The sequence below is a fragment of the Rhizobium redzepovicii genome, from assembly GCF_019793435.1.
Taxonomy (GTDB): domain Bacteria; phylum Pseudomonadota; class Alphaproteobacteria; order Rhizobiales; family Rhizobiaceae; genus Rhizobium; species Rhizobium redzepovicii.
Map to the genome: position 1 here is coordinate 38,407 of NZ_JAILYH010000010.1, position 23,817 is coordinate 62,223.

Consider the following 23,817-nt stretch of genomic DNA (forward strand, 5'->3'; position numbering starts at 1 on the left):
TCAGCTCGTCCGCTCGAGCCGGGGACAAGGGGACAAGGAAAAGCTGATGGTAGCAAAGAAGAGTGGCAAGACGCTGGATCTGACAGCGGTGCTCGACCTCAACGAGGCTTCCGCCTTGCGCGATAAACTCCTCTCCCTCAGGGGCAGCGGTCTGTCGATCGACGCTTCCGGCGTTGAACGGATCGGTGCTCTGTGCGCCCAGGTTCTGATGTCCGCCGAGAAGACCTGGGAGCAGGACAAGCAGCCATTCACCTTTTCCAAGGTGTCCGACGCATTTCAGAAAACCATGCAGCTGGTGGGCGTCAATATTGATCACCTGCTTGCCAAGGAGATTCGGCAATGAAGAAAAAAGTTCTTACCGTGGATGATTCCCGCACCATCCGAAACATGCTTCTCGTGACGCTTAACAATGCCGGCTTCGAGACGATTCAGGCGGAAGACGGCGTCGAGGGTCTTGAGGTTCTCGAAGAGTCCAATCCTGACGTCATCGTGACCGACATCAACATGCCGCGCCTCGACGGCTTCGGCTTCATCGAAGGTGTCCGCCGCAACGAGAAATATCGGGCGATCCCGATCCTGGTCCTGACCACCGAAAGCGACGCGGAAAAGAAGAACCGCGCCCGCCAGGCTGGCGCCACCGGCTGGATCGTCAAGCCTTTCGACCCGGCCAAGCTGATCGATGCCATTGAGCGTGTAACCGCTTAAACCCAGGATTTGCTCCTATGGATATGAACGAAATCAAAGAGATCTTTTTCCAGGAGTGCGAGGAACAGCTCGCCGAGCTGGAATCCGGTCTTCTGAAAATGAATGATGGCGATCGCGATCCGGAAACCGTCAATGCGGTGTTCCGCGCCGTGCATTCGATCAAGGGTGGCGCCGGCGCCTTCGGCCTTGATGATCTGGTCGCCTTCGCCCATGTTTTCGAGACCACTCTCGATTGCGTTCGATCCAATAAGCTTGAGCCGACCCAGGACGTCCTGAAGGTGATGCTGAAGTCGGCCGACGTGCTCGCCGACCTGACGAATGCTGCGCGCGACGGCGGCAGTGTCGATGAAAGCCGCAGCCGCGGTCTCGTCAAGGAGCTCGAGGCGCTGGCCAACGGTGAATTGCCGTCTCCCTCGGCATTGGCCGAGGCACCGGCGCCCAAGGCCGCCGCAAAGCCCGCCGCCGCTCCGGCGCCGGCTCCCAAGCCGACCGACGACAGCGGCTTCCAGCCGGTCCCCTTTTCCTTCGACGATTTTGGCGGCGAGGGCGATGCAGGCTCCGGCATGCCGGCCTATGAAGTCATCTTCAAGCCGCGCTACGAACTCTATTCCAAGGGCAATGACGCCACGCTGCTACTGCGCGACCTCTCGCGCCTCGGCGAGATGACCATCTATTGCAATAGCGATGAGTTGCCGGGCCTCGATGAACTCGATCCGGAAGGCGCTTATTTCTTCTGGAACGTCACGATCAAGACGGACAAGGGCGAAGACGCCATTCGCACCGTCTTCGAATTCGCCGAATGGGATTGCGAACTGACGGTGAAGCCGGTCGAGGAAGCAAGGGCTGAGGCGACCAGCAACGACGAACTGCCGATGGTGCCGGTTCCCTTCGATCTGTCGATCCTGGACGAAGCGGGTGCTGCGGAAGACGTTTCCGGCACTGCGGCAGCCGAGGCCGCCACTGCCGTTGCCGCCGCCGAGACCGCTTCCAACGTCACGCAGATGGCCGCCGCTGCCGCCCGCGTCGAAAAGAAGGAATCGGCAGCCGCCGCAGCAGCCGCCGCAAGTGCTGCTGCCGCCCAGAACAATGCCGCCGGCGCCGGCCAGACGATCCGCGTCGATCTCGACCGTGTCGACCGCCTGATCAACCTCGTCGGCGAGCTGGTCATCAACCAGGCGATGTTGTCACAGAGCGTCATCGAGAACGACACGACTGGCACCTCCTCGATCAACATGGGCCTGGAAGAGCTGCAGCAGCTCACCCGCGAGATCCAGGACTCGGTCATGGCGATCCGCGCCCAGCCGGTGAAGCCGGTCTTCCAGCGCATGTCGCGTATCGTCCGCGAAATCGCCGACATGACCGGCAAGTCGATCCGTCTGATCACCGAAGGTGAAAACACCGAAGTCGACAAGACGGTTATCGACAAGCTGGCCGAGCCGCTGACCCACATGATCCGCAATGCCGTCGACCACGGCATCGAAACGCCGGAAAAGCGCGCAGCCGCCGGCAAGAACACCGAAGGCACGGTTCGCCTGACAGCCAAGCACCGTTCGGGACGCATCCTGATCGAGCTTGCCGACGACGGCGCCGGCATCAACCGCGAGAAGGTCCGCCAGAAGGCGATCGACAACGACCTCATCCCGGCCGATTCCAACCTGTCGGACGAGGAAATCGACAACTTGATCTTCCTGCCGGGCTTCTCGACGGCCGACAAGATCTCCGACATCTCCGGCCGCGGCGTCGGCATGGACGTCGTCAAGCGTTCGATCCAGGCGCTCGGCGGCCGTATCAACATCACCTCGAAGCCCGGCCACGGCTCGGTCTTCACCATGAGCCTGCCGCTGACGCTCGCCGTCCTCGACGGCATGGTGGTCACCGTCGCCGGCCAGACGCTGGTCGTGCCGCTGACCGCGATCGTCGAAACCTTGCAGCCGGAAGCCTCCGCGATCCACTCCTTCGGTGCGAACCACCGGCTGATCTCGATCCGCAACAGCTTCTGCCCGCTGGTCGATGTCGGCCGCATCCTGAACTTCCGCGCGACCCAGGCCAACCCGGTCGAGGGCGTGGCGCTTCTGGTGGAATCCGAAGGCGGCGGCCAGCGCGCCCTGATGGTCGACGCCATCCAGGGCCAGCGCCAGGTGGTCATCAAGAGCCTGGAAGCCAACTACACCCATGTGCCGGGCATTGCCGCCGCCACCATTCTCGGTGACGGGCGCGTCGCTCTCATTCTCGATGTCGACGCGGTTGTCGGCGCCTCGCGCGGCCAGTCGCTCAAAGCAGAAATGTCGTTAGCAGCGGTAGGGTAAGGGAATGTCGTACGCCGTAAAAAATCTGAACGAAGGGGATCGCGAGCTGATCGCGTTCCGCATCGGGGATCAGGAATTTTGCGTGAACATCATGTCGGTTCGTGAGATCCGCGGCTGGACCCCGGCGACCGCGATGCCGCACTCGCCTGGCTATATGCTCGGTGTCATCAACCTGCGCGGTGCGGTGCTGCCGATCATCGACCTTGCCGCCCGCCTCGGCATGAAGCCGGCCGATCCGACGGCCCGTCATGTCATCATCGTCGCCCAGGTGCGGCGCAAGGTGGTCGGCCTCCTGGTCGACGCCGTGTCCGATATCCTGACGGTGACCGACGAAACCATCCAGCCGACGCCCGAGATTTCCTCCGAGCTCGAACGTCAATTTGCCCGCGGCATTCTTGCCATCGAAAAGCGCATGATCTGCCTGATCGAACTCGAATCCCTCTTTCCCGAGACCGAAAGCGAAGCCGCATGAACGCAATGGGCGCAAAAGATCAGAGACAGGGGTCCGACGAGGTCCTGGCGAGCGGAGAATATCCGCTGACGCGCCGCGACCTCACGGAGATCGCCGCGATGATCTATTCGGATGCCGGCATCTTCCTCAACGAGACGAAGGCGTCTCTGGTCTATTCGCGCCTGTCGAAGCATATCCGCAATCTCGGCCTGTCCGGTTTCCGGGAATATTGCGACCTCGTCGCTTCGCCGGCGGGTGCGGCGCCGCGCCGCGAGATGCTGTCGCATCTGACGACCAATTTTACCCGCTTCTTCCGCGAAAACCATCATTTCGACCACCTGCGCGACCATGTCCTGCCGGAGCTTCTGCAGCGGGCGAAATCGGGCGGCAGGGTGCGCATCTGGTCGGCCGCCTCTTCGGACGGGCAGGAGCCCTATTCGATCGCGTTGACCGTGCTGTCGCTGATGCCGAATGTCGCCGATTACGACTTCAAGATCCTGGCAACCGACATCGACCCGAAGATCCTGGCGATCGCCCGGGCTGGCGCCTATGACGAAAACGCGCTCGAAACCGTTTCGCCCGCCATGCGCAAGCAATGGTTCAGCGAAGTCGAGATCCAGGGCCGCAGAAAGTTCCAGGTCGATGACCGCGTCAAGCGGCTGATCACCTACAACGAACTGAACCTGATGGCGCAATGGCCGTTCAAGGGCAAGTTCGACGTCATCTTCTGCCGCAACGTCGTCATCTATTTCGATGAACCGACGCAGATGAAGATCTGGCAGCGTTTCGCCGGCCTGCTGCCGGAGGGCGGTCATCTTTATATCGGCCATTCCGAGCGTGTGTCCGGCGAAGCGAAACACGTCTTCGACAATATCGGCATCACAACCTATCGCTACACGGCCAAAGGTCTCGGGAGGAAGGCATGAGCGCTCCGGCAAGGGTTCTCGTCGTTGACGACTCCCCGACAATGCGGGGGCTGATCACCGCCGTCCTCAGTTCCGACCCCGAGGTCAATGTCATCGGCCAGGCCGGCGATGCGCTGGAAGCGCGCGAGGCCATCAAGCGGCTGAACCCCGACGTCGTGACGCTCGACATCGAGATGCCGAACATGAACGGTCTCGATTTCCTCGAAAAGATCATGACCCTGCGTCCGATGCCCGTCATCATGGTATCGACAATGACCCATCGCGGCGCCGAGGCGTCGCTTGCAGCGCTCGAGATAGGCGCCTTCGATTGCGTCGGCAAGCCGGCGCCGGGCGAACTCAGGCCCTTCGGCGATCTCGCCGAGAAGGTCAAGGCAGCCGCCCGCACGCAGCGCCAGTTTTCCCAGCCGGTGGCCGCCCCGGCACCTCCGCCCGCCGTCGCCGATTTCCGCGTCGGCCGCAAGATCGTCGCGATCGGCTCGTCCACAGGCGGCGTCGAGGCGCTCATCGCCGTGCTGCAGAAGTTTCCGGCCAATTGCCCGCCGACCGTCATCACCCAGCATATGCCGCCGACCTTCACCAAGAGCTTCGCCGAACGCCTGAACCGCCTCTGTGCGCCGGTGGTGCAGGAAGCGACCGATGGTGCCCGCCTCGAAATCGGCAAGATCTATCTGGCGCCGGGCGGCGAGCGTCATCTCCAGGTCAGCAACGCCTCGGCGCCGTGCTGCCGTCTCGTCGACCGGGCGCCGGTCAACGGTCACCGCCCATCGGTGGACGTGCTATTCGATTCGGTCGCCGAGCTGGCTGGCCGCAACGCCGTCGGCGTGATCTTGACCGGCATGGGCCGCGATGGCGCCGCCGGATTGTTGAAAATGCGCCACGCCGGCGCCAGAACACTCGGCCAGAACGAAAAAACCTGTGTCGTTTACGGAATGCCAAGGGTTGCTCATGAACTTGGCGCCGTGGAGCAGCAGTTGCCCCTGTCTGCCATCGGTGAAGAAATATTGAAAATGACAGCCGCCCGAAAGGAAGGGACCGAATAAAATGTCGATCGCGGAGAAAATCAAAGTTCTGATCGTCGACGATCAGGTGACGAGCCGGTTGCTGCTCAGCGACGCGCTGACCCAGCTCGGTTTCAAGCAGATCACGTCTGCAGGCGACGGCGAGCAGGGCATGAAGATCATGGCCGAGCAACCGCACCACCTGGTGATCTCGGACTTCAACATGCCGAAGATGGATGGCATCGGCTTCCTTCAGGCCGTGCGCACCAACCCGAACACCAAAAAGGCGGCCTTTATCATCCTCACCGCCCAAGGCGACCGCGCATTGGTACAGAAGGCAGCCCAGCTCGGCGCCAACAACGTGCTCGCCAAGCCGTTCACGATCGAGAAGATGAAAGCGGCTATCGAAGCCGTGTTTGGAGCCTTGAAATGATGACTGAGGGGGCAGCCCGCCGCGTGCACATCATTCAGGGCGAGTACAAGGTTCTGAGCGATCCGAATGCGGTCCTCTCGACCATTCTCGGCTCGTGCGTGGCTGCGTGTCTCAGAGACCCTGTCGCCGGTATCGGCGGCATGAACCACTTCTTGCTGCCGGGCTCGGCGACCTCGCCGACGTCAGGCGGCGATGCGACGCGCTACGGCGTGCATCTGATGGAGCTGCTGATCAACGGTCTCCTCAAGCAGGGCGCCCGGCGCGACCGGCTGGAGGCCAAGATCTTCGGCGGTGCGAAAACGATCTCGACATTCTCCAATGTCGGTGAGCAGAACGCGGCCTTCGCCATGCAGTTCCTGCGCGATGAAGGCATTCCGGTGGTCGGCTCCTCCACAGGCGGAGATCATGGACGCAAGCTTGAATTTTGGCCCGTCTCCGGCCGTGCCCGGCAATACCCGCTGACCGGCGCCGAAACGCAGAGAACCGTTGCTCTCGAGCAGCGCCCCGCCGCTCCGCCGAAGCCCGTCGAAACCAGTATCGAATTTTTTTGATGGCGAGGATTTTTATATGACGTTTAATTCGGTCATGGAGCCGCCTGCGCCAGTTGAAGCGTTGAGCGACATCCTGATGCGCATCGTTTCCGAACTGCACGACGTTGCCTATCTCATCGAGCGCATCGAGCCGCAGCTTCTCGATCTCGGCGGCGCCGAAATTCTGAATTCGCCGGATGCCATGAAGGTCATGCAGGGCATCGATCTCGCCGTGCAGAAATCGCGCGGCCTTGCCGAGTTCATCGACACCATCACCGGCGAAATCCCGCACGGCTGGGCCGTCGACGTTGCGACCGCGCTCAGCCTCGTCAAGCTGGCGGAGATGCAGAAGGCATTGGGCGGCGCCACGCGCCACGGCCATTCCCAGCCCCTGAGCAAGGCAGCCGGCGACTTCGATTTCTTCTAGCCCTTCAGGGGCTGCGCGCCCTTTACGAAACGCTCGCGCAAGTTTCGCCGATTATTCGTCAGATGAGGCAATAAGCCTGCTTTGTCTTTGACGAATCGTGCGAGAACAGAATGAATCTGTTAAATCAATTAGTTCAGATCTTTAAGAACTTCGGTTCCCTTGGCCGAACACGCCTGATGATTCTCGGAGGCGTCGGTGCCGTCTCCATCGCAATCGTCCTTGCGGCCGCTCTATTCGTCAACAAGCCGGCACAGGAAACTTTGTATGTCGGTCTGGATTCGCCCGATCTCAACCAGATCAGCATGGCGCTTGCCGAAGCCAACGTCGATTTCCAGGTCGGCACGGACGGCACCAGCATCAGCGTCCCCGCGGGGATGACGGGCAAGGCCCGCCTGTTGCTTGCCGAGCGCGGCCTGCCGAACAGCGCCAATGCCGGTTACGAACTCTTCGACAATGTCGGCTCGCTGGGCCTGACCTCCTTCATGCAGGAGGTGACGCGGGTTCGCGCGCTGGAAGGCGAAATCGCCCGCACCATCCAGTCGATCTCGGGCATAACAGCCGCGCGTGTGCATATCGTCATGCCGGAGGTCGGAAACTTCCGGAAGGCGGAGCAGAAGCCGACCGCCTCCGTCATGATTCGCGCCAGCGCCACCACCGGGCGCAGTGCTGCGACCTCGATCCGCCACCTCGTCGCCTCGGCCGTGCCGGGGCTTGACGTCGATGACGTGACCATCCTCGATTCGGCCGGTCAGCTGCTCGCGTCCGGCGACGAAGCCAGCAACAGCTCGCTGAACCGCTCGCTCAACATCGTCCAGAACGTCCAACAGGAAGTCGAATCCAACATCGACAAGGCGCTCGCACCCTTCCTCGGCATGGACAACTTCCGCTCCAGCGTCACCGCCGATCTCAACACCGACGCCCAGCAGATCCAGGAAACCACCTACGATCCCGAATCCAAGGTCGAACGCTCGGTCCGCTCCACCAAGGAAGCCCAGCAGTCGCAGCAGAAGCAGTCCGACAGCGCGACGACGGTCGAGCAGAACATTCCGCAGGCAGCTCCCGAGGCCGGTGGTTCGGCCGGACCGGAATCGCAGGATAAGTCCGACAAGCGTGAAGAGCAGACCAACTACGAAATCAACAGCCGGACGACGGCGACCACCCGCAACAGCTACAAGGTCGAGAAGCTTTCGATCGCCGTCGTGGTCAATAAGGGCCGCATCGCCAAGATGGTCGGCGAGCCGGCCGACCAGGCCAAGATCGACGCCTATCTTGCGGAAATGCAGAAGATCGTTGCTTCGGCGTCCGGCATCGACGCCAAGCGCGGCGACGTCGTCACCGTTACGGCGATGGACTTCCTCGAGAACCAGCTGCTAGAAGACGCCACCGGTGGTGTTCGCGTCATGGATATGCTGAGCCGCAACCTGGCCGGCATCATCAACTCGCTAGCCTTTGTCGCGGTCGCCTTTGTGGTGGTCTGGATGGGCCTGCGGCCTCTGGTGCGCAGCGTCAGCGGCAACGGCAGCTCTTCGGTTCTCGGCGACGCCACGCCGGAGGCGGCCGGCCTCGAGCTTCCGGACTTCGCGCCGGCAGCCGGCGCTTCCGGAGGAGCCCTCATGGACGGTTTCGGATCCGACTTCGGCTTCGACAGCACCGAGGATCTTCTCAGCCTCGGCGACGACGACGGCAACTTCAACCGCCGCGTCAAGGAAGGCCCGGAACGCAAGCTGTCCCGCATGGTCGAGATCAACGAGGAACGCGCTGCGAAAATCCTCCGGAAATGGGCGATCGACGAAGCAGCGTAAGAAAAGGGCCGGGCAACCGGCCTTTTTTCATGTCGATGCCCAGTGTCGTTTCTGTAAAGGGATAGTTGTCTGATCCTGGACTCGCGTAAAACGCGAATGAAGTTGCGATACAGCCAGAATCACCTTAGCCTCTCCTTGTCTTGAGGGCTGGAATTGATCATCGAATCAGTGCATGCGCGGCAGTGGAAGTAAATCCCTAGAAGTCGGAGATGGTGATTTGCATCGGCTGGCTTACCCTTGGGTGATTCGAAATGGGATTCGAGCGGGACTCGAATTGAATCCCTTATAGAAAAATTGCTGTTGCACCGAGTTTGATCGTTTCTCAGCCGCAGGACATTGCCAATGGATATGGATGTAATTCAGGCGAGCAAAGGCGAGAGGCAAATGTCGAATTTTGCGAGCGCTGTGGTGCCGGATCTGTTGCCGCGCGATCAACTGCTCCAGCGCCTGCACGGTGTCGCCAACACTGGCAGGTTGCAGTCCGGTCTGCGCGCGCTGACGGAGTATGTCGGTGCTTCGCACTACCTTCTGGCGCGCTGCGATCTCCTCCAGGAAAGCGGCCTCGATTTCATCGTCTCGTCGGATTGGCCTTTTGACCTGGTCAGGGATATCGCCAACGATCTGGTTCGCGGCTACGCCCGTTCGACGGAGCTGGAAAAATGCATGCAGGTTTTCCAGCCGAATTTTGCTCTTATGCCTGACAATGCCGACGTGCCGGACGGCGCCAGCCGCCAATATTGCTCCGTGACCTTCAATGTCGGCCGGTCGCGGCTCGCCCTGATGTTCCTGTTCGGCGAGGGGTTCATCCTGTCGCCGGAGCGCCTGCGGGATGTCGGCCTGCTTGCAGGTTACGTCGCGAGTTTCCTGCGCTGCGGCGGTACCAGGGTCGATCGCGATTTCGAATTGACCGACCGCGAGCTCGAATGCCTGTTCTGGATCGCCGAGGGCAAGACGAGCGACGAGATCGCGATGATCCTCGGCATCTCCCGCAATACCATCAACAACTACATTACCAGCGTGATGCGCAAGACGGCGACCAAGACCCGCTCCGAGGCCATTGCCTTCGCCGTCCGCAACAATCTCGTATAGGGGGAGCCATGGCGCATCCATCAGCCAGGACGATGAGCAGTGCCGAGCAGTCGCGCATGGTGCGTGTGAACAGGATTTCCAGCCGGTCCGATCTTTTTCCGCGGCTGATTGCCATGCAGAAACTCGCCGATGCTCACGGCTTCGCGATCTTCCGCGTCAGCGGCTCGGGTATTCCGGCAAAGCAGCGCCTTGTCTGCGAGCTCGAAAACTGGGGGTCTTCCAATGCCGGTTTCGGCAAGGCTTTCACGGATGCCTATGGCGATGTCCTTCTCGAGCATATCGAGAAGTCGTTGTTGCCGCTCTCATGGGCCGGCGGTTGCGACCGTGCCGCCCCCGGTCCTGCCGACTTCGCGCCGTTCATGACGCGGCTGCAGGATGGGATCGTGCCCTTTTCCGGCCTTGCCTTTCCGGTGCGGCTCGGCGCCGTCGGCAACGGTTTTATCGTTTTCACCGGCGATGAGATCGATCCCTCGAGTGATACCATCGTCGAGCTGCACGGTCGCTGCTGCCATATCATGATGGATCTGCTCTCGCTCGACGAACGCCGCACGGCGGCCGCCGAAGCCCTCAGCGAACGCGAGATCGCCTGTCTCCAGCTTGCCGGCGACGGCCGCATCAGCGAAGAGATTGCCGACAAGCTCGGCCTGTCGGTGCATACCGTCAACGCCTATCTCGGCTCGGCGACGATCAAGCTCGATTCCGTCAATCGCATCCAGGCGATCGCCAAGGCGATCCGGCTCGGCTATATCAGCTGAACCCCACTCAGCTCAGCTGAGCGGATGAAAGCTCTCATGTCTCGATGACAAATCAGCTGGCCAGCGCACGCGGCGCCTGGCTGACGCTGTAGCGCGATTCTCGAAGGCTCTTTTCGAGGAAGCGGGTGTTTTCATCGGGATCGGCCGAGGGATCCTGGAACGCGATATGGTTGATCTCGATGCCGGCGTGATCTTCGGCAAGCGTCAGCTGCGCATAGACGGTGACGCCGCGCGGCTTAATTTCCAGATCGAGAACGACTTCGGGCTTGCCGCCCCACTCCAGCGTATAGTTGCCGCCGAGGCCGAAATTCACAGTGCCCGGATGAAAGAAAAGCTCTGCCGCCGAAGCGACGAGATCGGAAAGATTGCCGTAATACTCGAAGCGCAGCAGCGAAATAAGGTCAGAAGCATCCAGAAGGCGCAGTTCCGTGGCGACCGGGCTGATCGCAACTGCGAGGATTTTTTCACGCTGGGTAGAGTGAGGGCATTTTTTCATTCGGCTTATCTTACCCGTTTGTTCTTGGCGTCTGCGGCGTAAACCCGGTGGATCAGCTCCGCAACGGCCTTATAGAAGACTGACGGGATGACAGTATCGACCGAGACTTGCGCAAACATGGAGCGCGCAAGTGGCGGATCCTCGAACACCGGGATGCCGTTTTTCTCGGCAATCTCCCTGATTTTGAGCGCGATGAGGTCCTGGCCCTTGGCCAGCACCACCGGCGCGTCGTTTTCTTCGCGCGCGTAGCGCAGCGCCACCGCATAGTGCGTCGGGTTGGCGATGACGAGCGTCGCCCGGTGCACATTGGAAATCATACGCCGGCGTGCGCGGTCGCGCATCAGCGAGCGCTGCCGGCCCTTGACGAAGGGGTCGCCCTGCGCCTGCTTATTTTCTTCCTTGATCTCGTGCCGCGTCATCTTCAGCTCGGTGAACCAGTGATGACGCGTCCAGAAGACATCGACGATCGCCACAATCGCGGTGGCGATCAGCACGACGATGATGATCTTGCGCATCGCCGTCGAGATCCGCACCAGGATCGTCTGCGGGTCGGAGAACATTGCGTCGATCGAGCTGAAATATTCGCTCCTCAGCACGAAAAACAGGATGACCCCGACGACGACGACCTTGAACAGCGATTTTCCGAACTCGATGAGGCCTGGCAGGCTGAAGAGCCGTTCCCAGCCTTTGACGGGAGAGATGCGCGAGGCCTGCGGCCGGATGCGTTCGAGCACCGGCGTCGGCAGGTTCTGGAAGATGGAGGAGGCGATGCCGAACACCATGAACAGGATGAAAGCGGGCGCCAGCAGCGCCGCAGTGGCCCAGCCGAGCTTGACGAACAGCGAAAGGACGTCAGGCCCCGTCTCGATCTTCCATTGGTCGGGCTGATCGAAGATGTCGCGCAGCGTTTCAGCCATGCGCCCGACGCTGTCGGGGAGGAAGAACACCAGGTAGATATAGGTGGCAAGGATGGTCGCGAAGATCGACAGTTCGCGCGAAAACGGCACGTTGCCTTTCTCGGCGGCGTCGGTTTGCTTTTTCGCGGTCGGGGCTTCTGTTTTGCTGTCCTTGTCATCATCTGCCAAGTCGCGGCCCTCCGTCAAAGATATAGAGCGCAGCTAATGCATGTCGCCCAAACACGTGCAGCGGTTTTGGATGACGACATGCATCAAAACAAAGAGCTAAAGCGCGTCGCGGAAACCGGGTTCCCTGCGACGCGCTTTAGAGCGCGGCCTATTGCTGGAAGGGTAGTCGCCTGTGGCATGGCGATCAACAGCCGCCTTGCGGGCGGCTGGATTTGTCAACAGTCTCGCAGGATTAGGCGGCTGCCGAAGCGTCGCCTTCCTTTTCCTTGAGTTCGATCTGGCCTGAATTGGCCAGGCGAATCGCTTCCTGCGCCACGGCGCGCCGGGCAATGGCGATCTCGCGCGGATTGACGCCCCCCATGCCGCTCTGCAGATCCGATTCGATCATGCGGCGCTGGCGCGGGCTGATGGCGGAGAGAACCGATTCGCGGATCTCGGGCGGCGAACCGCGCAGCGAGACGGTCAGCACATCCGTCGAAATGTCGTTGAGCAGCAAGACGCGGCTGCGCTGCGGCATGTACATGAGATCCTCGAACAGGAAGATCTTCGGGCGGACCTTGTTGACGGATTCGCGGCTGATCGATTCAAGCGAGGTGAGCAGCGTGTCGACCTGCGGCTTGTCGAGCTCGTTCATCAGATCGGCGACCTTCGTCGAGCCGGCGGCATTGCGCTCTGCCTCGACCTCGGCAAGCAGCGTCATCACCTGGTTCTCGATGATCTGCGCAGCCTTCGGGCTGACGGTCTTCATGTTGACGGTTCGGTTCATGATGTCGGCGCGGCGGTTGTCGGGGAGCTGCAGCAGCACCTTGGCGCCGAAGTTGGAAGGCATCATCGAAAGAATATAGGCAACGGTCTGCGGATGTTCGCGCAGTAGGAACTGGGCGACGAATGTCGGCTCCGCCTCGCTGAGGCGATCCCAGATCGAGGTTTCGTAGGCCTGGAACGCCGTGCGGCGGCCGAGCAGGCTGTCGACCTCGTCGGGCGTCAGGCCTTCTTCCAGAATGGCTTCGATCGCCTTGGCGTTGTCCATCAGTCCGGCGCCCTCGGTGAAGAGGTCTTCGAACTCGGAGACGAGCATCAAGAGTTCGTCCGGCGGAATGGCGCGCAGCGACTGGGCGGATGAGATAATGGTCTGCAATTCGGCCTGGGTGAAATATTTCAACAGCCGGCCGGCGACGCCCTTTCCCATAGCGAGAAGAACAGCCGCCGCCTTTTCAGCCTGGGTCAACGGTTTCCCGGCTAGCGCGCCGCCGAAATCGTCAAAGTCCATCATGGTCTAACCTCTCCGTCCCACACAGGGATCAGGCTTTTTTCGTACTCAAAACTTCTATCAGTTTCACACCGAATCGGGTGTCGTCGTTATCAAGCACCGTAATCTCGCCGCGGGCAATCCTGCGGCCGTTCACCATGATCTCGACCGGCTCGCCGATTTTCTTGTCGAGGGCGATCGTCGCCCCTTCATTGAGGTTCATCAGGCCGGAGACCTGCATGCGGCTGGTGCCGAGCATGATCTGGACATCGATCGGAATGTCCATGATCAGTTCGAAATTGGAATTCAAAGCGCTGCCGAGCGGAGCCGGCGAAGCCTCGAAGGAAGGGCTGCTGCCGAAATCCATGCCGGCAGCCGCGCCGGCATTGCCGGCACCGAAATCGCCGCCGAAATCGTCGCCGCCGAACGGGCTGTCCGAAATCTCGCCGCCGAAAGCCGCCAGATCGGTTCCTGCTGCGAAGGCGTCGTTCTGCAGGTCGTCGCCAAACTGCGGCAGGTCGCCATCGGCATCCTGCTTCAGCACGCCGCGCAGATCGTCGATCGCCTGATCGAGATCCGCTTCGCTGCCCGGCATATCCAGGGAGAGGTCGCTGTTCTGCTGTGTTTTCTTCGTAGCCATGAAATCACTATTCCAGTTGAAACTTGCCTCAAACTGCCTTTGCAGCCCGAAAGCCAGAGAACCGATTAATTCATTAAATGACGGATGAGTTCGTCATCCGAGTTCATCGTATCCTTGACGCGGACCATGTAGTTTTCGCCTGAACGCCCGAACTCGCACACATACAATTCCTTGCTGTTGGCGCTGACCTCGACGCGCACGTCGCCATGGTCACGGAACGGAATGACATCGCCGACCATCAGCTTCGAGATCGTGCGCAATGTCAGGTCCTGCAGCCTGATCTTGGCCTCGAGCGTGACCTGCGAGCGGCGGACCTGATCGCCGAGCTGTTCTGTCCATTCCGCTGAGCTGCCGCCTGACTGGCGCTTCGGCTTCGGCGGCGTCACTTTGGTTTTCAGCAGCGCCGTCTGCGGAACCATCAGCGAAAATTCCGACACGATGCCGGCAAGCGTGATCGACATATTGATGGCGGCGGCGAATTCGTCCGGGCGGTCCTCCGGCGGCCGGGCGCGCATCTCAAGGGCGTGCGGGACCGAGAGGCTCGGTTCGAAACCGCCGGGCGCGTTGACGGCTGAGCGCAGCACCTTGGCGATCTTGTCGAAGACCATCACCGCCAGGTCCATTTCGATGATCGACAGCAGCCGGTCGGCCGGCTCCTCGATCGTATCGGCCGTGGCGCCGAGCAGGTGCTCCATCAGGGTGATGACGAAACCGTTGCCGCAGGCAAGCGTGATGTTCTGCGACCAGTTTCGCAGAGTCACGTCGACGAGCGTGACGTTCGAGTTCAGGTCGTCGATCAGGTGGTTCTTGTAGCCGATCTCGCAGCCGAGATAATTGACCGTCACGTCGAGGCCGGTCTCGCTCTTGATGACGTCGGGAAAGAATTCGCTGTAGACTTCCCCGAAGGAACTGCAGATCTTGGCGACCCTGCCTTTGTCGCCGAGCCCGCCGGTCAGCTTGGCGAGAAGGGCAGGATCCATTGCCGGTTTGTCGTGCGAAGCATTGCTCATGGTCATTTAAGCCGCCTTGTTTTCGCCGCCTGGGTTCATCATTTCCTGTTCGACCGCATCGATGGATGGACGCTCGTAAGCCGAGATCGTCTTGCGGCCGTATTCGAGAGCGACCTGCGGAACTGAGCCGTTCATGTAGGCAAGCAGCGTCTGCTTGACGATGACGTAGAGGCGGTGCTGCTTGTTGCGCACGATCTTGATCTGGGAGACCAGCGGCGAGCAGACGCAGTAGGACAGGAGGATGCCGAGGAAGGTGCCGACCAGCGCCGAGCCGATCAGGTGACCGAGCACTTCGGGCGAATCGTTGATGTGAGCCATCGCCTTGATGACGCCGAGAACCGCCGCGACGATACCGATCGCCGGGAAGGAATCGCCCATGATCTGGATCGCGTGGTAGGGCTTCATCTTGTCGTGCATGATGGTGTTGAGCTCTTCGTCCATCAGCGCTTCGATTTCGTGGCTGCGGGCGTTGCCGATGATGATCAGGCGCACATAGTCGCAGATGAAGGCCGTCAATTCCTTGTTCTTCAGAACGGTGGGGGCCGACTGGAAGATCGTCGATTCTGCCGGATTGTCGATATGGGCTTCGATTTCGTTTCGCGACTTGGTGCGCAGGTCGCGCATCAAGGAATAGAGCACGCCGAGCGTATCGAGATAATTGCGTTCCTTCGGCACGGCGTGCTTGAAGGCTTCGCCGAGCGCTTTGCCGGAATCCTTCACCACCTTCATCGGGTTCGCCATGATGAAGCTGCCGAGACCGGCGCCGCCGATGATCACGAATTCGAAGGGCTGGAATAGCGCGTCCACGTGGCCGCCCATTGCCATGAAGCTGCCGATGACACAGCCGCAAGTCACTATAAATCCGATAATGATATTCATCGTCAGCCCAATCTGAACGTTACTTTTCTCTAAGACGGTTAGGGTTTCTGCCTTGCGTGAGGCTGATGAACGGGCCGCGCGCCAGGCATTTCCGCGTGCCAGCTTCGCGCAAGCATCTGGCGTCAGTCTTAAGGAGACGAATGGGTGCCCGCACCCGTTTCTGAGATGCCGCCTCAGCGAAATCCCGGCCGAACCTCATAAGACGACGCCCGGTTTTTCGTTCCGTTCATCGCCAATGCTTGGAGCCTACCGACATGCAATCCGGTCTTTATGTTTCTCTGTCGTCGCAGATGGCTCTCGAAAAGCGCCTGAACACCATCGCAGACAACATGGCGAACGTGAACACGACCGGTTTTCGCGCCACCGAGGTGAAGTTCGACGAGATGGTGGCGGCAACCAAGAACAAGCTGAACACCAAGGTCGCCTTCGTTTCCCAAGGCAATGACTATCTGAACGAGTCAAACGGCGAGCTGCAGCACACCGGCAACATGCTTGATTTCGCCATCAAGGGTGATGCCTGGTTCTCGCTCGATACGCCCGCTGGCCGCGTGCTGACGAGGGACGGCCGCTTCACCCTAAAGGATACCGGCGAACTGGTTTCGATCCGCGGATATCCCGTTCTCGACGCCGGCGGCGCGCCGATCCAGCTCAACTCCAAAGGCGGCGAGCCGGCCGTCGGCACCGACGGCATCATCTATCAGGGTGACCGCCAGGTCGGATCGCTCGGCCTGTTCGAGGCCGATATCAGCAAGGGTTATCTGCGCTACGAAAACAGCGGCATCATGACCACCGACCAGCCGCGCGCCGTCGTCGACCGCTTCAATGTCGGTGTCGAGCAGGGTTATCTCGAAAACTCTAACGTCAACGCCATGCGCGAGATTACCCAGCTGATCGAAGTCAACCGCGCCTTCGAAAGCGTCTCGTCGTTGATGCGCGACAGCGAGGATTCCTTCAAGGAAGCCGTCCAGACGCTTGGGGGTAGCCGCTAATGCATGTCGCCCAAAAGTGTGCAGCGGTTTTGGGAGGACGACATGCATAAGAACAGAGATCGAAAATGCGTCGTATTTTCGGGTGGGATTGAAGCATGAGCACCACGCTGCTGTCCGAGGACGGTCTTTCCCCGAAGCTGGCGCATCTGGCAGGCCTCGTCGAGCGATACGCATCGCCGGAGTTTTCGGTTGCCCATGGCGGTCGCGTGCAGACCATCGCTGCCGGTCACTACACGGTTCGCGGTCTTTCCCGCCATGTTCGCCTCGGCGAGTTCGTCGCCCATAAATCGGCAACCGGCATCCATTTGGGCGAGGTCGTTCGCGTCGAGCCTGATCTGATCTATGTCTGCCCGATCGAGCCAGGCGAGCCGATCGGCATCCACGATACCGTCATCCGCAAGGGCGCCTTCCGCATCTCCCCGTCGGACAGCTGGTGCGGGCGCACCGTCAACTCGCTCTGCGAGCCGATCGACGGACTGGGCCCGATCGCCGAGGGCCTCGACCGCCGCTCGATCTCCAATACCGCGCCGCCCTCGATGACCCGTAAGCGTGTCGAGGCCGGCTTCAAGACCGGCGTGCGCGCCATCGACATCTTTTCGCCGCTCTGCCTCGGGCAGCGCCTCGGCATCTTCGCCGGCTCCGGCGTCGGTAAGTCGACGCTTCTGTCCATGCTCGCCCGCGCCGATGCCTTCGACAAGGTCGTCATTGCGCTTGTCGGCGAGCGCGGCCGCGAGGTGCGCGAATTCATCGAGGATACGCTCGGCAGCAATATGAAGAAGGCGATCGCCGTCGTCGCCACCAGCGACGAGAGCCCGATGCTGCGCAAGATGGCGCCGCTGACGGCGGTCACCATCGCCGAGCATTTCCGCGACAAGGGTGAGAACGTCCTGTTCATCGTCGACAGCGTCACGCGTTTCGCCCATGCGATCCGCGAGGTGGCGACCGCCTCCGGCGAGCCGCCGATTGCCCGCGGCTACCCGGCTTCCGTCTTCACCGAGCTGCCGCGCCTGTTGGAGCGCGCCGGTCCCGGTCCCGAGGGCGCCGGCACAATCACCGCGATCATCTCGATCCTCGTCGACGGCGACAACCACAACGACCCGATCGCCGATTCGACGCGCGGCATTCTCGATGGTCATATCGTCCTGCAGCGCAGTCTCGCCGAAGAAGGGCGTTATCCGCCGATCGATCCGCTCGCCTCGATCTCGCGTCTTGCCCGCAAGGCCTGGACGCCGGACCAGGAAAAGCTGGTGTCGCGGCTGAAGGTGCTGATCCACCGCTTCGAGGAAACGCGCGACCTGCGCCTGATCGGCGGTTACCGCCAGGGCGCCGATCCCGATCTCGACATGGCGGTCAAGCAGGTCCCGATCATTTACGACGTCCTGAAACAGTCGCCGGGCGATCGCAACTCGCCCGATGCCTTTGCCGATCTCGCCAGCGCCCTCAAGGCTGCAGCCGGTGTCGGCAATCAGGGCGGAGCCATCCAGAGGAGATAGATGTGGCTGAATTCGACGACGAACGCATCGCTTCCCCGAAGCAGCGCGGGAAGGCCGCCCGCTTGGATCGGTTTCTGACCTTTGCCGGCCTGGCGCTTGCCGGCGCCTCTGCGTTCTTTCCCTGGTATGTTTTCTTCAATGAAGACAAATTCGGCATCAATGTCGCCGCCAGCGACAATTCGCGCGAACTGCCGGATTGGCCGGCGCGCAATGTCTTCAGCGTCTCGCCGCTGGCCATGGTCAACAAGAACGAGCCGGACAAGAAGGCGCCGCCGATCGATCCGCTGACGACGGCGACGGTCTCCGACCTCGGCAAGGAGCGCGAGGGCCGCCCCATCCTGGAGGATCAGCCCTTTCCCGGCAAGTCGTCCTTCCGCCTGCTGCACGTCTCCAATGGGCGGGCGCTGATCGAGGATACCTCCGGCATGTATGTGGTGCGCGTCGGCTCGATACTGCCGGATCAGAGCCGCCTTGCGACAATCGAACAGCGCGGGGGCAAGTGGATGATCGTCACCTCCAAGGGTGAGACCTACCAGAACAACTGAACCTGTCGGCCAACGCCGGAGGCAATGGAGGCTCCGCCGCGAACCGGCCGGGGCCTCGGTTTTTTTGGGGCCCCCCGCTCGCCGAAAAGCGCCTTGAAACCTGAACTCCCGTAAGTCCCACGCAAGATTACCGCAATAGGTTGGGGACAGTAAAAACGGAGAGTCTCATGCAACCGATCCAACTTTTCGACTTGGCTTCGCGACAGGCGGAATGGCTGACGATCCGTCAGCAGGTTGTTGCCGGCAACATCGCGAATGCCAATACTCCGAAGTTCCGCGCCAAGGACGTCACGCCCTTCGACGCCGTGCTCGACAAATCAGACATCACCATGGCGCGCACCAATCCGGCCCATCTCAGCGGCAATGATTTCAGCGCCAGCGGCGATATCGACGTCAAGGACGCCTCACTCGACCAGGAAATCGGCGTCCAGGAATCCGGCAACACGGTCGGTCTGGCCGAGGAGCTTTCCAAGTCCGGCGATATCAAGCGCCAATACGATCTGAATACCTCGCTGGTCAGTTCCTTCAACCGCATGATGCTGATGACCGTCAGGAAGTAAAAGTCATGGATCCGCTTTCAGCAGCAATGAAAATCGCCGGTTCCGGGCTCGAGGCGCAGTCGACGCGCCTGCGCATCGTTTCGGAAAACATCGCCAACGCCCGCTCGACCGGTGACACGCCCGGTGCCGACCCCTATCGCCGCAAGACCATCACCTTCGGCCAACAGATGGATCGTGTGAGCGGCGTCGAGACGGTCGACGTCAAGAAGGTCGGCGTCGACGAAGGCGACTTCAGCACCGAATTCGACCCCAGCAATCCGGCTGCGGACCAGAAGGGCGTCGTCAAGCTGCCGAACGTCAACATCCTGGTCGAGATGGCCGACATGCGCGAAGCCAACCGCTCGTATGACGCCAATCTGCAGACCATCAAGCAGACCCGCGATCTCATCTCCTCCACGATCGATCTCCTGAAGAGCCAATAATAATGATCAGCAGCGTCCAGAATGTCAGCAACCTTTCGATGACCCGTGCGCTCGGCGCCGTCGACACCGAAAATTCGGCCTCGTCGTCTCCCGCCACCATGCCAGGCACCGCAGGTGCGGCCAATAATATGAGCTTCGCCTCCGTCATGGGCAACATGGCAAGCGACGCGGTCAGCAGCCTGAAGGGTGCGGAAAGCATGTCCTTTGCCGGGATCAAAGGCACGGCGACGACGCGTGAAGTCGTCGATTCCATGCTCCAGGCCGAGCAGACGCTGCAGACGGCGATCGCCATCCGCGACAAGGTCGTCTCGGCCTTTCTCGAAGTCACCAAGATGCAGATGTAACTGATTTGAGGACGAACACATGAGAGCGCTCGCCATTGCAGCAACGGGCATGGATGCCCAGCAGACCAATCTGGAAGTCATCGCGAACAATATCGCCAACATCAATACGACGGGTTTCAAGCGCGCCCGCGCCGAATTCTCCGATCTTCTCTACCAGACCGAACGCGCCAAGGGCGTCGCCAACCGCGCCAACCAGGCCGTCGTTCCCGAAGGCGCCAATATCGGCCTCGGCGTCCAGACATCGGCGGTCCGCAACCTGCATCTCCAAGGCGAACTGACCCAGACCGGCAACGACCTCGACGTGGCGCTGATCGGCAAGGGCTTCTTCCAGATCCAGTCGACCGACGGGACGACGCTTTACACCCGCGCCGGCGCCTTCAACAAGAACGACCAGGGCCAGCTCGTCACCATCGACGGCTACGAGGTCCTGCCCGGTATCACCATCCCGACGGGCTCGACCGAGCTGACGATCAGCCGCTCCGGCCAGGTTTCGGCCAAATTGCCGGGTGCGGCGGATGCGACCGTGCTCGGCCAGTTGACGCTTGCCGACTTCGTCAACGAGGCTGGTCTCCAGCCGCTCGGCGACAATCTCTTCCAGGAAACGGCAGCCTCCGGCGAAGCCGTCGTGGGCAATCCTGACGAGGAAGGTTTCGCCTACATGAAGCAGGGCTATCTGGAATCGTCGAACGTCGATCCGGTGAAGGAAATCACCGAGCTGATCTCGGCCCAGCGCGCTTACGAGATGAATTCCAAGGTGATCACCACCGCTGATGAAATGGCCTCCATCGTCAGCAAGAACCTGAAGTAAAGGGAAGGGCCGAAACATGATGTTTTGCCGGGCAGGACACATCTCAGGATGGGTGGCGGCAGCCACGATCGCAGTCACGGGCATTTTCTTGCCCGCGGACGTGGATGCCGGCATGGGTTATGCCGTCGTCCCGACGACGATCATCTACCCCGGCGACACATTGTCGGCCAGCCAGCTTCAGGAGGTCGAGGTCACCAACCCCAACCTTTCCGGCGATTTCGCCAAATCCATCTCCCAGGTCGAAGGCCTGGTCTCCAAGCGCACGCTTTTGCCGGGCCGCACGATTTCGGTTTCGGGTCTGCGTGAGCCCTATACGGTGACCCGCGGTTCTTCGATCCGCCTGGTCTTCTCGCTCGGTGCGATGACCATCTCAGCCGCCGGCTCGCCGCTCGAAGACGGCGCCACAGGGCAGCTGATCCGCGCGCGCAATATGGATTCCGGCGTCATCGTCAGCGGCACGGTGCTTGCGGACGGCACGGTCCATGTGAGGGCAAAATGAAATTGTTCTTCCGGTTCTTGACCCTTGTCGCGGTGCTTGCCATGAACCTCGTCGACGTCGCGCCCGCCTGGGCGCTGACATCCCGCATCAAGGATATCGCCTCCCTTCAGGCCGGACGCGACAACCAGTTGATCGGCTACGGCCTGATCGTCGGCCTGCAGGGAACCGGCGACGGCTTCCGTGCTTCGCCTTTCACCGAGCAGTCGATGCGGGCTATGCTGCAGAATCTCGGCATCTCGACGCAGGGCGGCCAATCCAACGCCAAGAACACGGCGGCCGTCATGGTCACCGCCAACCTGCCGCCCTTCGCAAGCCCCGGCAGCCGCATCGACGTAACGGTAAGCTCGCTCGGCGACGCAACATCGCTGCGCGGCGGCACACTCGTCATGACCTCGCTTTCCGGCGCGGACGGCCAGATCTACGCTGTCGCTCAGGGCGCTGCCATCGTCACCGGCTTCCAGGCCCAGGGCCAGGCGGCGACCGTGACCGAAGGTGTGACCACCGCCGGCCGCGTGCCCGGCGGCGCGATCATCGAACGTGAACTGCCGTCCCGCTTCAAGGACTCGGTCAATCTCGTCCTGCAGCTGCGCAATCCCGACTTCTCGACGGCGATCCGCATCGCCGACATCGTCAATGGTTATGCCTCAGCACGTTTCGGCGGCCCGGTCGCCGAAGCCAAGGATTCTCAGGAAGTGGTGATTCAGAAGCCGCGCACGGCCGATCTCACCCGGCTGATGGCCGACATCGAAAATCTCATCGTCGAAACCGATACGCCGGCCAAGGTTGTCATCAACGAGCGTACCGGAACGATCGTCATCGGCTCCGACGTCCGCGTCTCGCCGGTCGCCGTCAGCTACGGCACCCTGACGGTTCAGGTCACCGAGACGCCGCAGATCATCCAGCCCGAACCTTTCTCGCGTGGCCGCACCGCGGTCCAGCCGCAGACCGATATCGCCGCTGAGCAGACCGGCGGGCGCGTCGCGATCATCGACGGTCCCGACCTCAGGACCCTCGTTGCCGGCCTCAACAATATCGGCGTGAAGCCGGATGGCATCATCGCCATTCTCCAGGGCATCAAGTCGGCGGGCGCCCTGCAGGCGGAGCTTGTGCTGCAATGATAAAGATCATCAAAGACATGACGGTCCTGCAATTGGCGCGCCGGCTGGCGCTGCCGGCAGCAGGCCTCGTCCTTCTGTCGATCCCGGGCGCCTTCGCGCAGGAGCATGCGCCGGCGGGCGACATCACCTCCCAGGACGAAGTCAAGCAGTTCTGCACCAACATTGCCGACCCCGCCCGCGACCAGCGTTACCTCCTGCAGAAGCAGGAGCTGGAAAAGCTTCGCGCCGACATCGACGCCCGCATGGCGGAGATGGATAAGCGCAAGGCCGAGTACCAGGACTGGCTGAAGCGGCGCGACGATTTCCTGAAGCAAGCGGAAGCCGGCCTCACTGAAATCTACAAGAAGATGAAGCCGGATTCGGCCGCACTGCAACTACAGGACATGAAGATCGAGGTGGCCTCCGCCGTGATCATGCGGCTCGGCCCGCGTCAGTCGAGCCTCATCCTCAACGAGATGGACCCGAAGAAGGCCGCGGCCATCGCCAGCGTCATCGCCAGTGCGTCCGATCCCAATACGTCGAAGGATCCTTCATGAATATGCGTTTCCCGGCCGCGATCGCCGCCCTCGCACTCCTTGCAGGTTGCCAGTCTCCGACGGCAGTCAGCGAGATCGGCCGCGCGCCCGCCATGAGCCCGATCGGCAGCGGCCTGGCCTATGGCCAGACGCCGCAGATGGCGCTTTATCCGAAGCAGCCGCGCGCCGTGGCGCAGGGTTATTCCCTGTGGAGCGATTCGCAGGCGGCGCTCTTCAAGGATGCGCGTGCGCTCAATGTCGGCGACATCCTGACCGTCGACATCCAGATCAACGACAAGGCCTCCTTCGACAACGAGACCAACCGCAGCCGCACCAATTCGAGCGGCATGAACTGGGACGTCAACGCCCAGATCTTCGGCTGGACGCCCGAGTCCAAGACCGACCTCACCTATGGTTCCGACACCAGCACCGACGGCAAGGGCAAGATCGAGCGCACCGACAAGATCACCCTTCTGGTCGCCGCCGTCGTCACCGGCATTCTCGAAAACGGTAACCTCGTCATCTCGGGCTCGCAGGAAGTCCGTCTGAACCAGGAACTGCGCATCCTGAACGTCGCCGGTATCGTTCGCCCGCAGGACGTCAATGCCGACAACCAGATTTCCTACGACAAGATCGCCGAGGCCCGCATCTCCTACGGTGGCCGCGGCCGCCTGATGGAAGTACAGCAGCCTCCGCGCGGCCAGCAGGCCGTCGATCTTTTCTCGCCGCTTTGAGGCTGAACG

General features: G+C 61.4%; 29 protein-coding genes. 23 read left to right on the forward strand and 6 right to left on the reverse strand.

Going from position 1 to position 23,817, the window contains the following annotated elements:
* Positions 1-46: 46 nt before the first annotated feature.
* The 12 genes from K6N12_RS17130 (at position 47) to visR (ending at position 10,422) form a co-directional block, all read left to right on the forward strand.
* The gene (locus K6N12_RS17130; protein ID WP_003588585.1) at positions 47-343 is read left to right on the forward strand and encodes an STAS domain-containing protein; all 297 of its coding nucleotides are present in this window, start codon (positions 47-49) and stop codon (positions 341-343) included.
* Positions 340-705: a chemotaxis response regulator CheY1 gene (gene cheY1, locus K6N12_RS17135; RefSeq protein ID WP_003570362.1), complete on the forward strand. Its 366-nt coding sequence runs from the start codon at positions 340-342 to the stop codon at positions 703-705. Before K6N12_RS17130 ends, cheY1 begins: the two co-directional genes overlap by 4 nt.
* Positions 706-722: 17 nt before the next feature.
* Positions 723-3,011 (forward strand): chemotaxis protein CheA, encoded by a 2,289-nt coding sequence (locus K6N12_RS17140; protein ID WP_097623864.1) that lies wholly within the window; start codon positions 723-725, stop codon positions 3,009-3,011.
* A 4-nt stretch (positions 3,012-3,015) separates the two neighbouring features.
* On the forward strand, positions 3,016-3,483 hold the full coding sequence (locus tag K6N12_RS17145) for a chemotaxis protein CheW (protein WP_088937874.1): 468 nt from the start codon (positions 3,016-3,018) through the stop codon (positions 3,481-3,483).
* Positions 3,480-4,388 (forward strand): protein-glutamate O-methyltransferase CheR, encoded by a 909-nt coding sequence (gene cheR / locus K6N12_RS17150; RefSeq protein ID WP_097623865.1) that lies wholly within the window; start codon positions 3,480-3,482, stop codon positions 4,386-4,388. The genes K6N12_RS17145 and cheR overlap by 4 nt, the downstream gene beginning before the upstream one ends.
* Positions 4,385-5,428: a protein-glutamate O-methylesterase CheB gene (gene cheB / locus K6N12_RS17155; protein WP_131711073.1), complete on the forward strand. Its 1,044-nt coding sequence runs from the start codon at positions 4,385-4,387 to the stop codon at positions 5,426-5,428. The genes cheR and cheB overlap by 4 nt, the downstream gene beginning before the upstream one ends.
* 1 nt (position 5,429) lies before the next feature.
* A complete protein-coding gene (locus K6N12_RS17160; protein ID WP_003556488.1) occupies positions 5,430-5,819 on the forward strand; it encodes a response regulator in 390 nt (129 codons plus the stop codon).
* Complete coding sequence (gene cheD, locus K6N12_RS17165; RefSeq protein WP_003588575.1) at positions 5,816-6,370, forward strand: chemoreceptor glutamine deamidase CheD; 555 nt, start codon at positions 5,816-5,818, stop codon at positions 6,368-6,370. Before K6N12_RS17160 ends, cheD begins: the two co-directional genes overlap by 4 nt.
* A gap of 16 nt (positions 6,371-6,386) precedes the next feature.
* The gene (gene cheT, locus K6N12_RS17170) at positions 6,387-6,776 is read left to right on the forward strand and encodes a chemotaxis protein CheT (protein WP_003588573.1); all 390 of its coding nucleotides are present in this window, start codon (positions 6,387-6,389) and stop codon (positions 6,774-6,776) included.
* 110 nt (positions 6,777-6,886) lie between these two features.
* Entirely contained in the window at positions 6,887-8,578 is a 1,692-nt protein-coding gene (gene fliF, locus K6N12_RS17175) for a flagellar basal-body MS-ring/collar protein FliF (protein ID WP_003588571.1), read from the forward strand.
* Positions 8,579-8,920: 342 nt separating this feature from the next.
* A complete protein-coding gene (gene visN, locus K6N12_RS17180; RefSeq protein ID WP_003584236.1) occupies positions 8,921-9,667 on the forward strand; it encodes a transcriptional regulator VisN in 747 nt (248 codons plus the stop codon).
* An 8-nt stretch (positions 9,668-9,675) separates the two neighbouring features.
* A complete protein-coding gene (gene visR, locus K6N12_RS17185) occupies positions 9,676-10,422 on the forward strand; it encodes a transcriptional regulator VisR (RefSeq protein ID WP_003588568.1) in 747 nt (248 codons plus the stop codon).
* A 52-nt stretch (positions 10,423-10,474) separates the two neighbouring features.
* Here the strand turns inward: visR and K6N12_RS17190 are convergent, their stop codons facing one another.
* From K6N12_RS17190 to motA, 6 genes are all read right to left on the reverse strand, one after another.
* On the reverse strand, positions 10,475-10,918 hold the full coding sequence (locus K6N12_RS17190) for a hypothetical protein (RefSeq protein WP_003588567.1): 444 nt from the start codon (positions 10,916-10,918) through the stop codon (positions 10,475-10,477).
* Positions 10,919-10,923: 5 nt separating this feature from the next.
* Positions 10,924-12,003 carry a flagellar biosynthesis protein FlhB gene (flhB, locus tag K6N12_RS17195; RefSeq protein WP_054183728.1) on the reverse strand — a complete coding sequence of 360 codons (1,080 nt, stop codon included), beginning with the start codon at positions 12,001-12,003 and terminating at the stop codon, positions 10,924-10,926.
* Positions 12,004-12,235: 232 nt separating this feature from the next.
* Positions 12,236-13,276, reverse strand: a complete 1,041-nt coding sequence (gene fliG / locus K6N12_RS17200) for a flagellar motor switch protein FliG (protein ID WP_097623867.1) — start codon at positions 13,274-13,276, stop codon at positions 12,236-12,238.
* A 28-nt stretch (positions 13,277-13,304) separates the two neighbouring features.
* The gene (fliN, locus tag K6N12_RS17205; RefSeq protein ID WP_097623868.1) at positions 13,305-13,892 is read right to left on the reverse strand and encodes a flagellar motor switch protein FliN; all 588 of its coding nucleotides are present in this window, start codon (positions 13,890-13,892) and stop codon (positions 13,305-13,307) included.
* A gap of 65 nt (positions 13,893-13,957) precedes the next feature.
* A complete protein-coding gene (locus tag K6N12_RS17210) occupies positions 13,958-14,908 on the reverse strand; it encodes a FliM/FliN family flagellar motor switch protein (protein ID WP_097623869.1) in 951 nt (316 codons plus the stop codon).
* The gene (motA, locus tag K6N12_RS17215) at positions 14,909-15,781 is read right to left on the reverse strand and encodes a flagellar motor stator protein MotA (RefSeq protein ID WP_012556597.1); all 873 of its coding nucleotides are present in this window, start codon (positions 15,779-15,781) and stop codon (positions 14,909-14,911) included. It abuts the gene before it with no gap.
* Between the two features lie 254 nt (positions 15,782-16,035).
* Here motA and flgF point away from each other — a divergent pair, with 254 nt between their 5' ends.
* From flgF to flgH, 11 genes are all read left to right on the forward strand, one after another.
* Entirely contained in the window at positions 16,036-16,770 is a 735-nt protein-coding gene (flgF, locus tag K6N12_RS17220; RefSeq protein WP_003588556.1) for a flagellar basal-body rod protein FlgF, read from the forward strand.
* A 95-nt stretch (positions 16,771-16,865) separates the two neighbouring features.
* The gene (gene fliI, locus K6N12_RS17225) at positions 16,866-18,263 is read left to right on the forward strand and encodes a flagellar protein export ATPase FliI (protein ID WP_097623870.1); all 1,398 of its coding nucleotides are present in this window, start codon (positions 16,866-16,868) and stop codon (positions 18,261-18,263) included.
* 2 nt (positions 18,264-18,265) lie between these two features.
* Complete coding sequence (locus tag K6N12_RS17230) at positions 18,266-18,808, forward strand: flagellar protein (protein ID WP_097623871.1); 543 nt, start codon at positions 18,266-18,268, stop codon at positions 18,806-18,808.
* 167 nt (positions 18,809-18,975) lie between these two features.
* On the forward strand, positions 18,976-19,368 hold the full coding sequence (gene flgB, locus K6N12_RS17235) for a flagellar basal body rod protein FlgB (RefSeq protein ID WP_003588551.1): 393 nt from the start codon (positions 18,976-18,978) through the stop codon (positions 19,366-19,368).
* Positions 19,369-19,373: 5 nt separating this feature from the next.
* Positions 19,374-19,790 (forward strand): flagellar basal body rod protein FlgC, encoded by a 417-nt coding sequence (gene flgC / locus K6N12_RS17240; RefSeq protein WP_003570338.1) that lies wholly within the window; start codon positions 19,374-19,376, stop codon positions 19,788-19,790.
* Positions 19,791-19,792: 2 nt separating this feature from the next.
* The gene (fliE, locus tag K6N12_RS17245) at positions 19,793-20,134 is read left to right on the forward strand and encodes a flagellar hook-basal body complex protein FliE (protein ID WP_222148914.1); all 342 of its coding nucleotides are present in this window, start codon (positions 19,793-19,795) and stop codon (positions 20,132-20,134) included.
* A 19-nt stretch (positions 20,135-20,153) separates the two neighbouring features.
* On the forward strand, positions 20,154-20,942 hold the full coding sequence (gene flgG, locus K6N12_RS17250) for a flagellar basal-body rod protein FlgG (protein WP_012556600.1): 789 nt from the start codon (positions 20,154-20,156) through the stop codon (positions 20,940-20,942).
* A 16-nt stretch (positions 20,943-20,958) separates the two neighbouring features.
* Entirely contained in the window at positions 20,959-21,441 is a 483-nt protein-coding gene (gene flgA, locus K6N12_RS17255) for a flagellar basal body P-ring formation chaperone FlgA (RefSeq protein WP_097623872.1), read from the forward strand.
* Complete coding sequence (locus K6N12_RS17260) at positions 21,438-22,559, forward strand: flagellar basal body P-ring protein FlgI (protein ID WP_097623873.1); 1,122 nt, start codon at positions 21,438-21,440, stop codon at positions 22,557-22,559. Before flgA ends, K6N12_RS17260 begins: the two co-directional genes overlap by 4 nt.
* Positions 22,556-23,095 (forward strand): MotE family protein, encoded by a 540-nt coding sequence (locus tag K6N12_RS17265; RefSeq protein ID WP_097623874.1) that lies wholly within the window; start codon positions 22,556-22,558, stop codon positions 23,093-23,095. The genes K6N12_RS17260 and K6N12_RS17265 overlap by 4 nt, the downstream gene beginning before the upstream one ends.
* Positions 23,092-23,808, forward strand: a complete 717-nt coding sequence (gene flgH / locus K6N12_RS17270; protein WP_097623875.1) for a flagellar basal body L-ring protein FlgH — start codon at positions 23,092-23,094, stop codon at positions 23,806-23,808. Before K6N12_RS17265 ends, flgH begins: the two co-directional genes overlap by 4 nt.
* Positions 23,809-23,817 lie beyond the last annotated feature (9 nt).

Coding starts and splice junctions, on each gene's coding strand:
- flgB (WP_003588551.1), top strand. CDS start 18,976: ATGCAACCGATCCAACTTTTCGACTTGGCTTCGCGACAGGCGGAATGG.
- K6N12_RS17145 (WP_088937874.1), top strand. CDS start 3,016: ATGTCGTACGCCGTAAAAAATCTGAACGAAGGGGATCGCGAGCTGATC.
- visN (WP_003584236.1), top strand. CDS start 8,921: ATGGATATGGATGTAATTCAGGCGAGCAAAGGCGAGAGGCAAATGTCG.
- K6N12_RS17160 (WP_003556488.1), top strand. CDS start 5,430: ATGTCGATCGCGGAGAAAATCAAAGTTCTGATCGTCGACGATCAGGTG.
- fliI (WP_097623870.1), top strand. CDS start 16,866: ATGAGCACCACGCTGCTGTCCGAGGACGGTCTTTCCCCGAAGCTGGCG.
- K6N12_RS17190 (WP_003588567.1), bottom strand. CDS start 10,918: ATGAAAAAATGCCCTCACTCTACCCAGCGTGAAAAAATCCTCGCAGTT.
- cheR (WP_097623865.1), top strand. CDS start 3,480: ATGAACGCAATGGGCGCAAAAGATCAGAGACAGGGGTCCGACGAGGTC.
- fliN (WP_097623868.1), bottom strand. CDS start 13,892: ATGGCTACGAAGAAAACACAGCAGAACAGCGACCTCTCCCTGGATATG.
- K6N12_RS17140 (WP_097623864.1), top strand. CDS start 723: ATGGATATGAACGAAATCAAAGAGATCTTTTTCCAGGAGTGCGAGGAA.
- fliE (WP_222148914.1), top strand. CDS start 19,793: ATGATCAGCAGCGTCCAGAATGTCAGCAACCTTTCGATGACCCGTGCG.
- cheD (WP_003588575.1), top strand. CDS start 5,816: ATGATGACTGAGGGGGCAGCCCGCCGCGTGCACATCATTCAGGGCGAG.
- K6N12_RS17265 (WP_097623874.1), top strand. CDS start 22,556: ATGATAAAGATCATCAAAGACATGACGGTCCTGCAATTGGCGCGCCGG.
- flgA (WP_097623872.1), top strand. CDS start 20,959: ATGATGTTTTGCCGGGCAGGACACATCTCAGGATGGGTGGCGGCAGCC.
- motA (WP_012556597.1), bottom strand. CDS start 15,781: ATGAATATCATTATCGGATTTATAGTGACTTGCGGCTGTGTCATCGGC.
- flgG (WP_012556600.1), top strand. CDS start 20,154: ATGAGAGCGCTCGCCATTGCAGCAACGGGCATGGATGCCCAGCAGACC.
- K6N12_RS17260 (WP_097623873.1), top strand. CDS start 21,438: ATGAAATTGTTCTTCCGGTTCTTGACCCTTGTCGCGGTGCTTGCCATG.
- flgH (WP_097623875.1), top strand. CDS start 23,092: ATGAATATGCGTTTCCCGGCCGCGATCGCCGCCCTCGCACTCCTTGCA.
- flgC (WP_003570338.1), top strand. CDS start 19,374: ATGGATCCGCTTTCAGCAGCAATGAAAATCGCCGGTTCCGGGCTCGAG.
- K6N12_RS17210 (WP_097623869.1), bottom strand. CDS start 14,908: ATGACCATGAGCAATGCTTCGCACGACAAACCGGCAATGGATCCTGCC.
- K6N12_RS17130 (WP_003588585.1), top strand. CDS start 47: ATGGTAGCAAAGAAGAGTGGCAAGACGCTGGATCTGACAGCGGTGCTC.
- fliG (WP_097623867.1), bottom strand. CDS start 13,276: ATGATGGACTTTGACGATTTCGGCGGCGCGCTAGCCGGGAAACCGTTG.
- flgF (WP_003588556.1), top strand. CDS start 16,036: ATGCAATCCGGTCTTTATGTTTCTCTGTCGTCGCAGATGGCTCTCGAA.
- visR (WP_003588568.1), top strand. CDS start 9,676: ATGGCGCATCCATCAGCCAGGACGATGAGCAGTGCCGAGCAGTCGCGC.
- fliF (WP_003588571.1), top strand. CDS start 6,887: ATGAATCTGTTAAATCAATTAGTTCAGATCTTTAAGAACTTCGGTTCC.
- cheB (WP_131711073.1), top strand. CDS start 4,385: ATGAGCGCTCCGGCAAGGGTTCTCGTCGTTGACGACTCCCCGACAATG.
- cheY1 (WP_003570362.1), top strand. CDS start 340: ATGAAGAAAAAAGTTCTTACCGTGGATGATTCCCGCACCATCCGAAAC.
- cheT (WP_003588573.1), top strand. CDS start 6,387: ATGACGTTTAATTCGGTCATGGAGCCGCCTGCGCCAGTTGAAGCGTTG.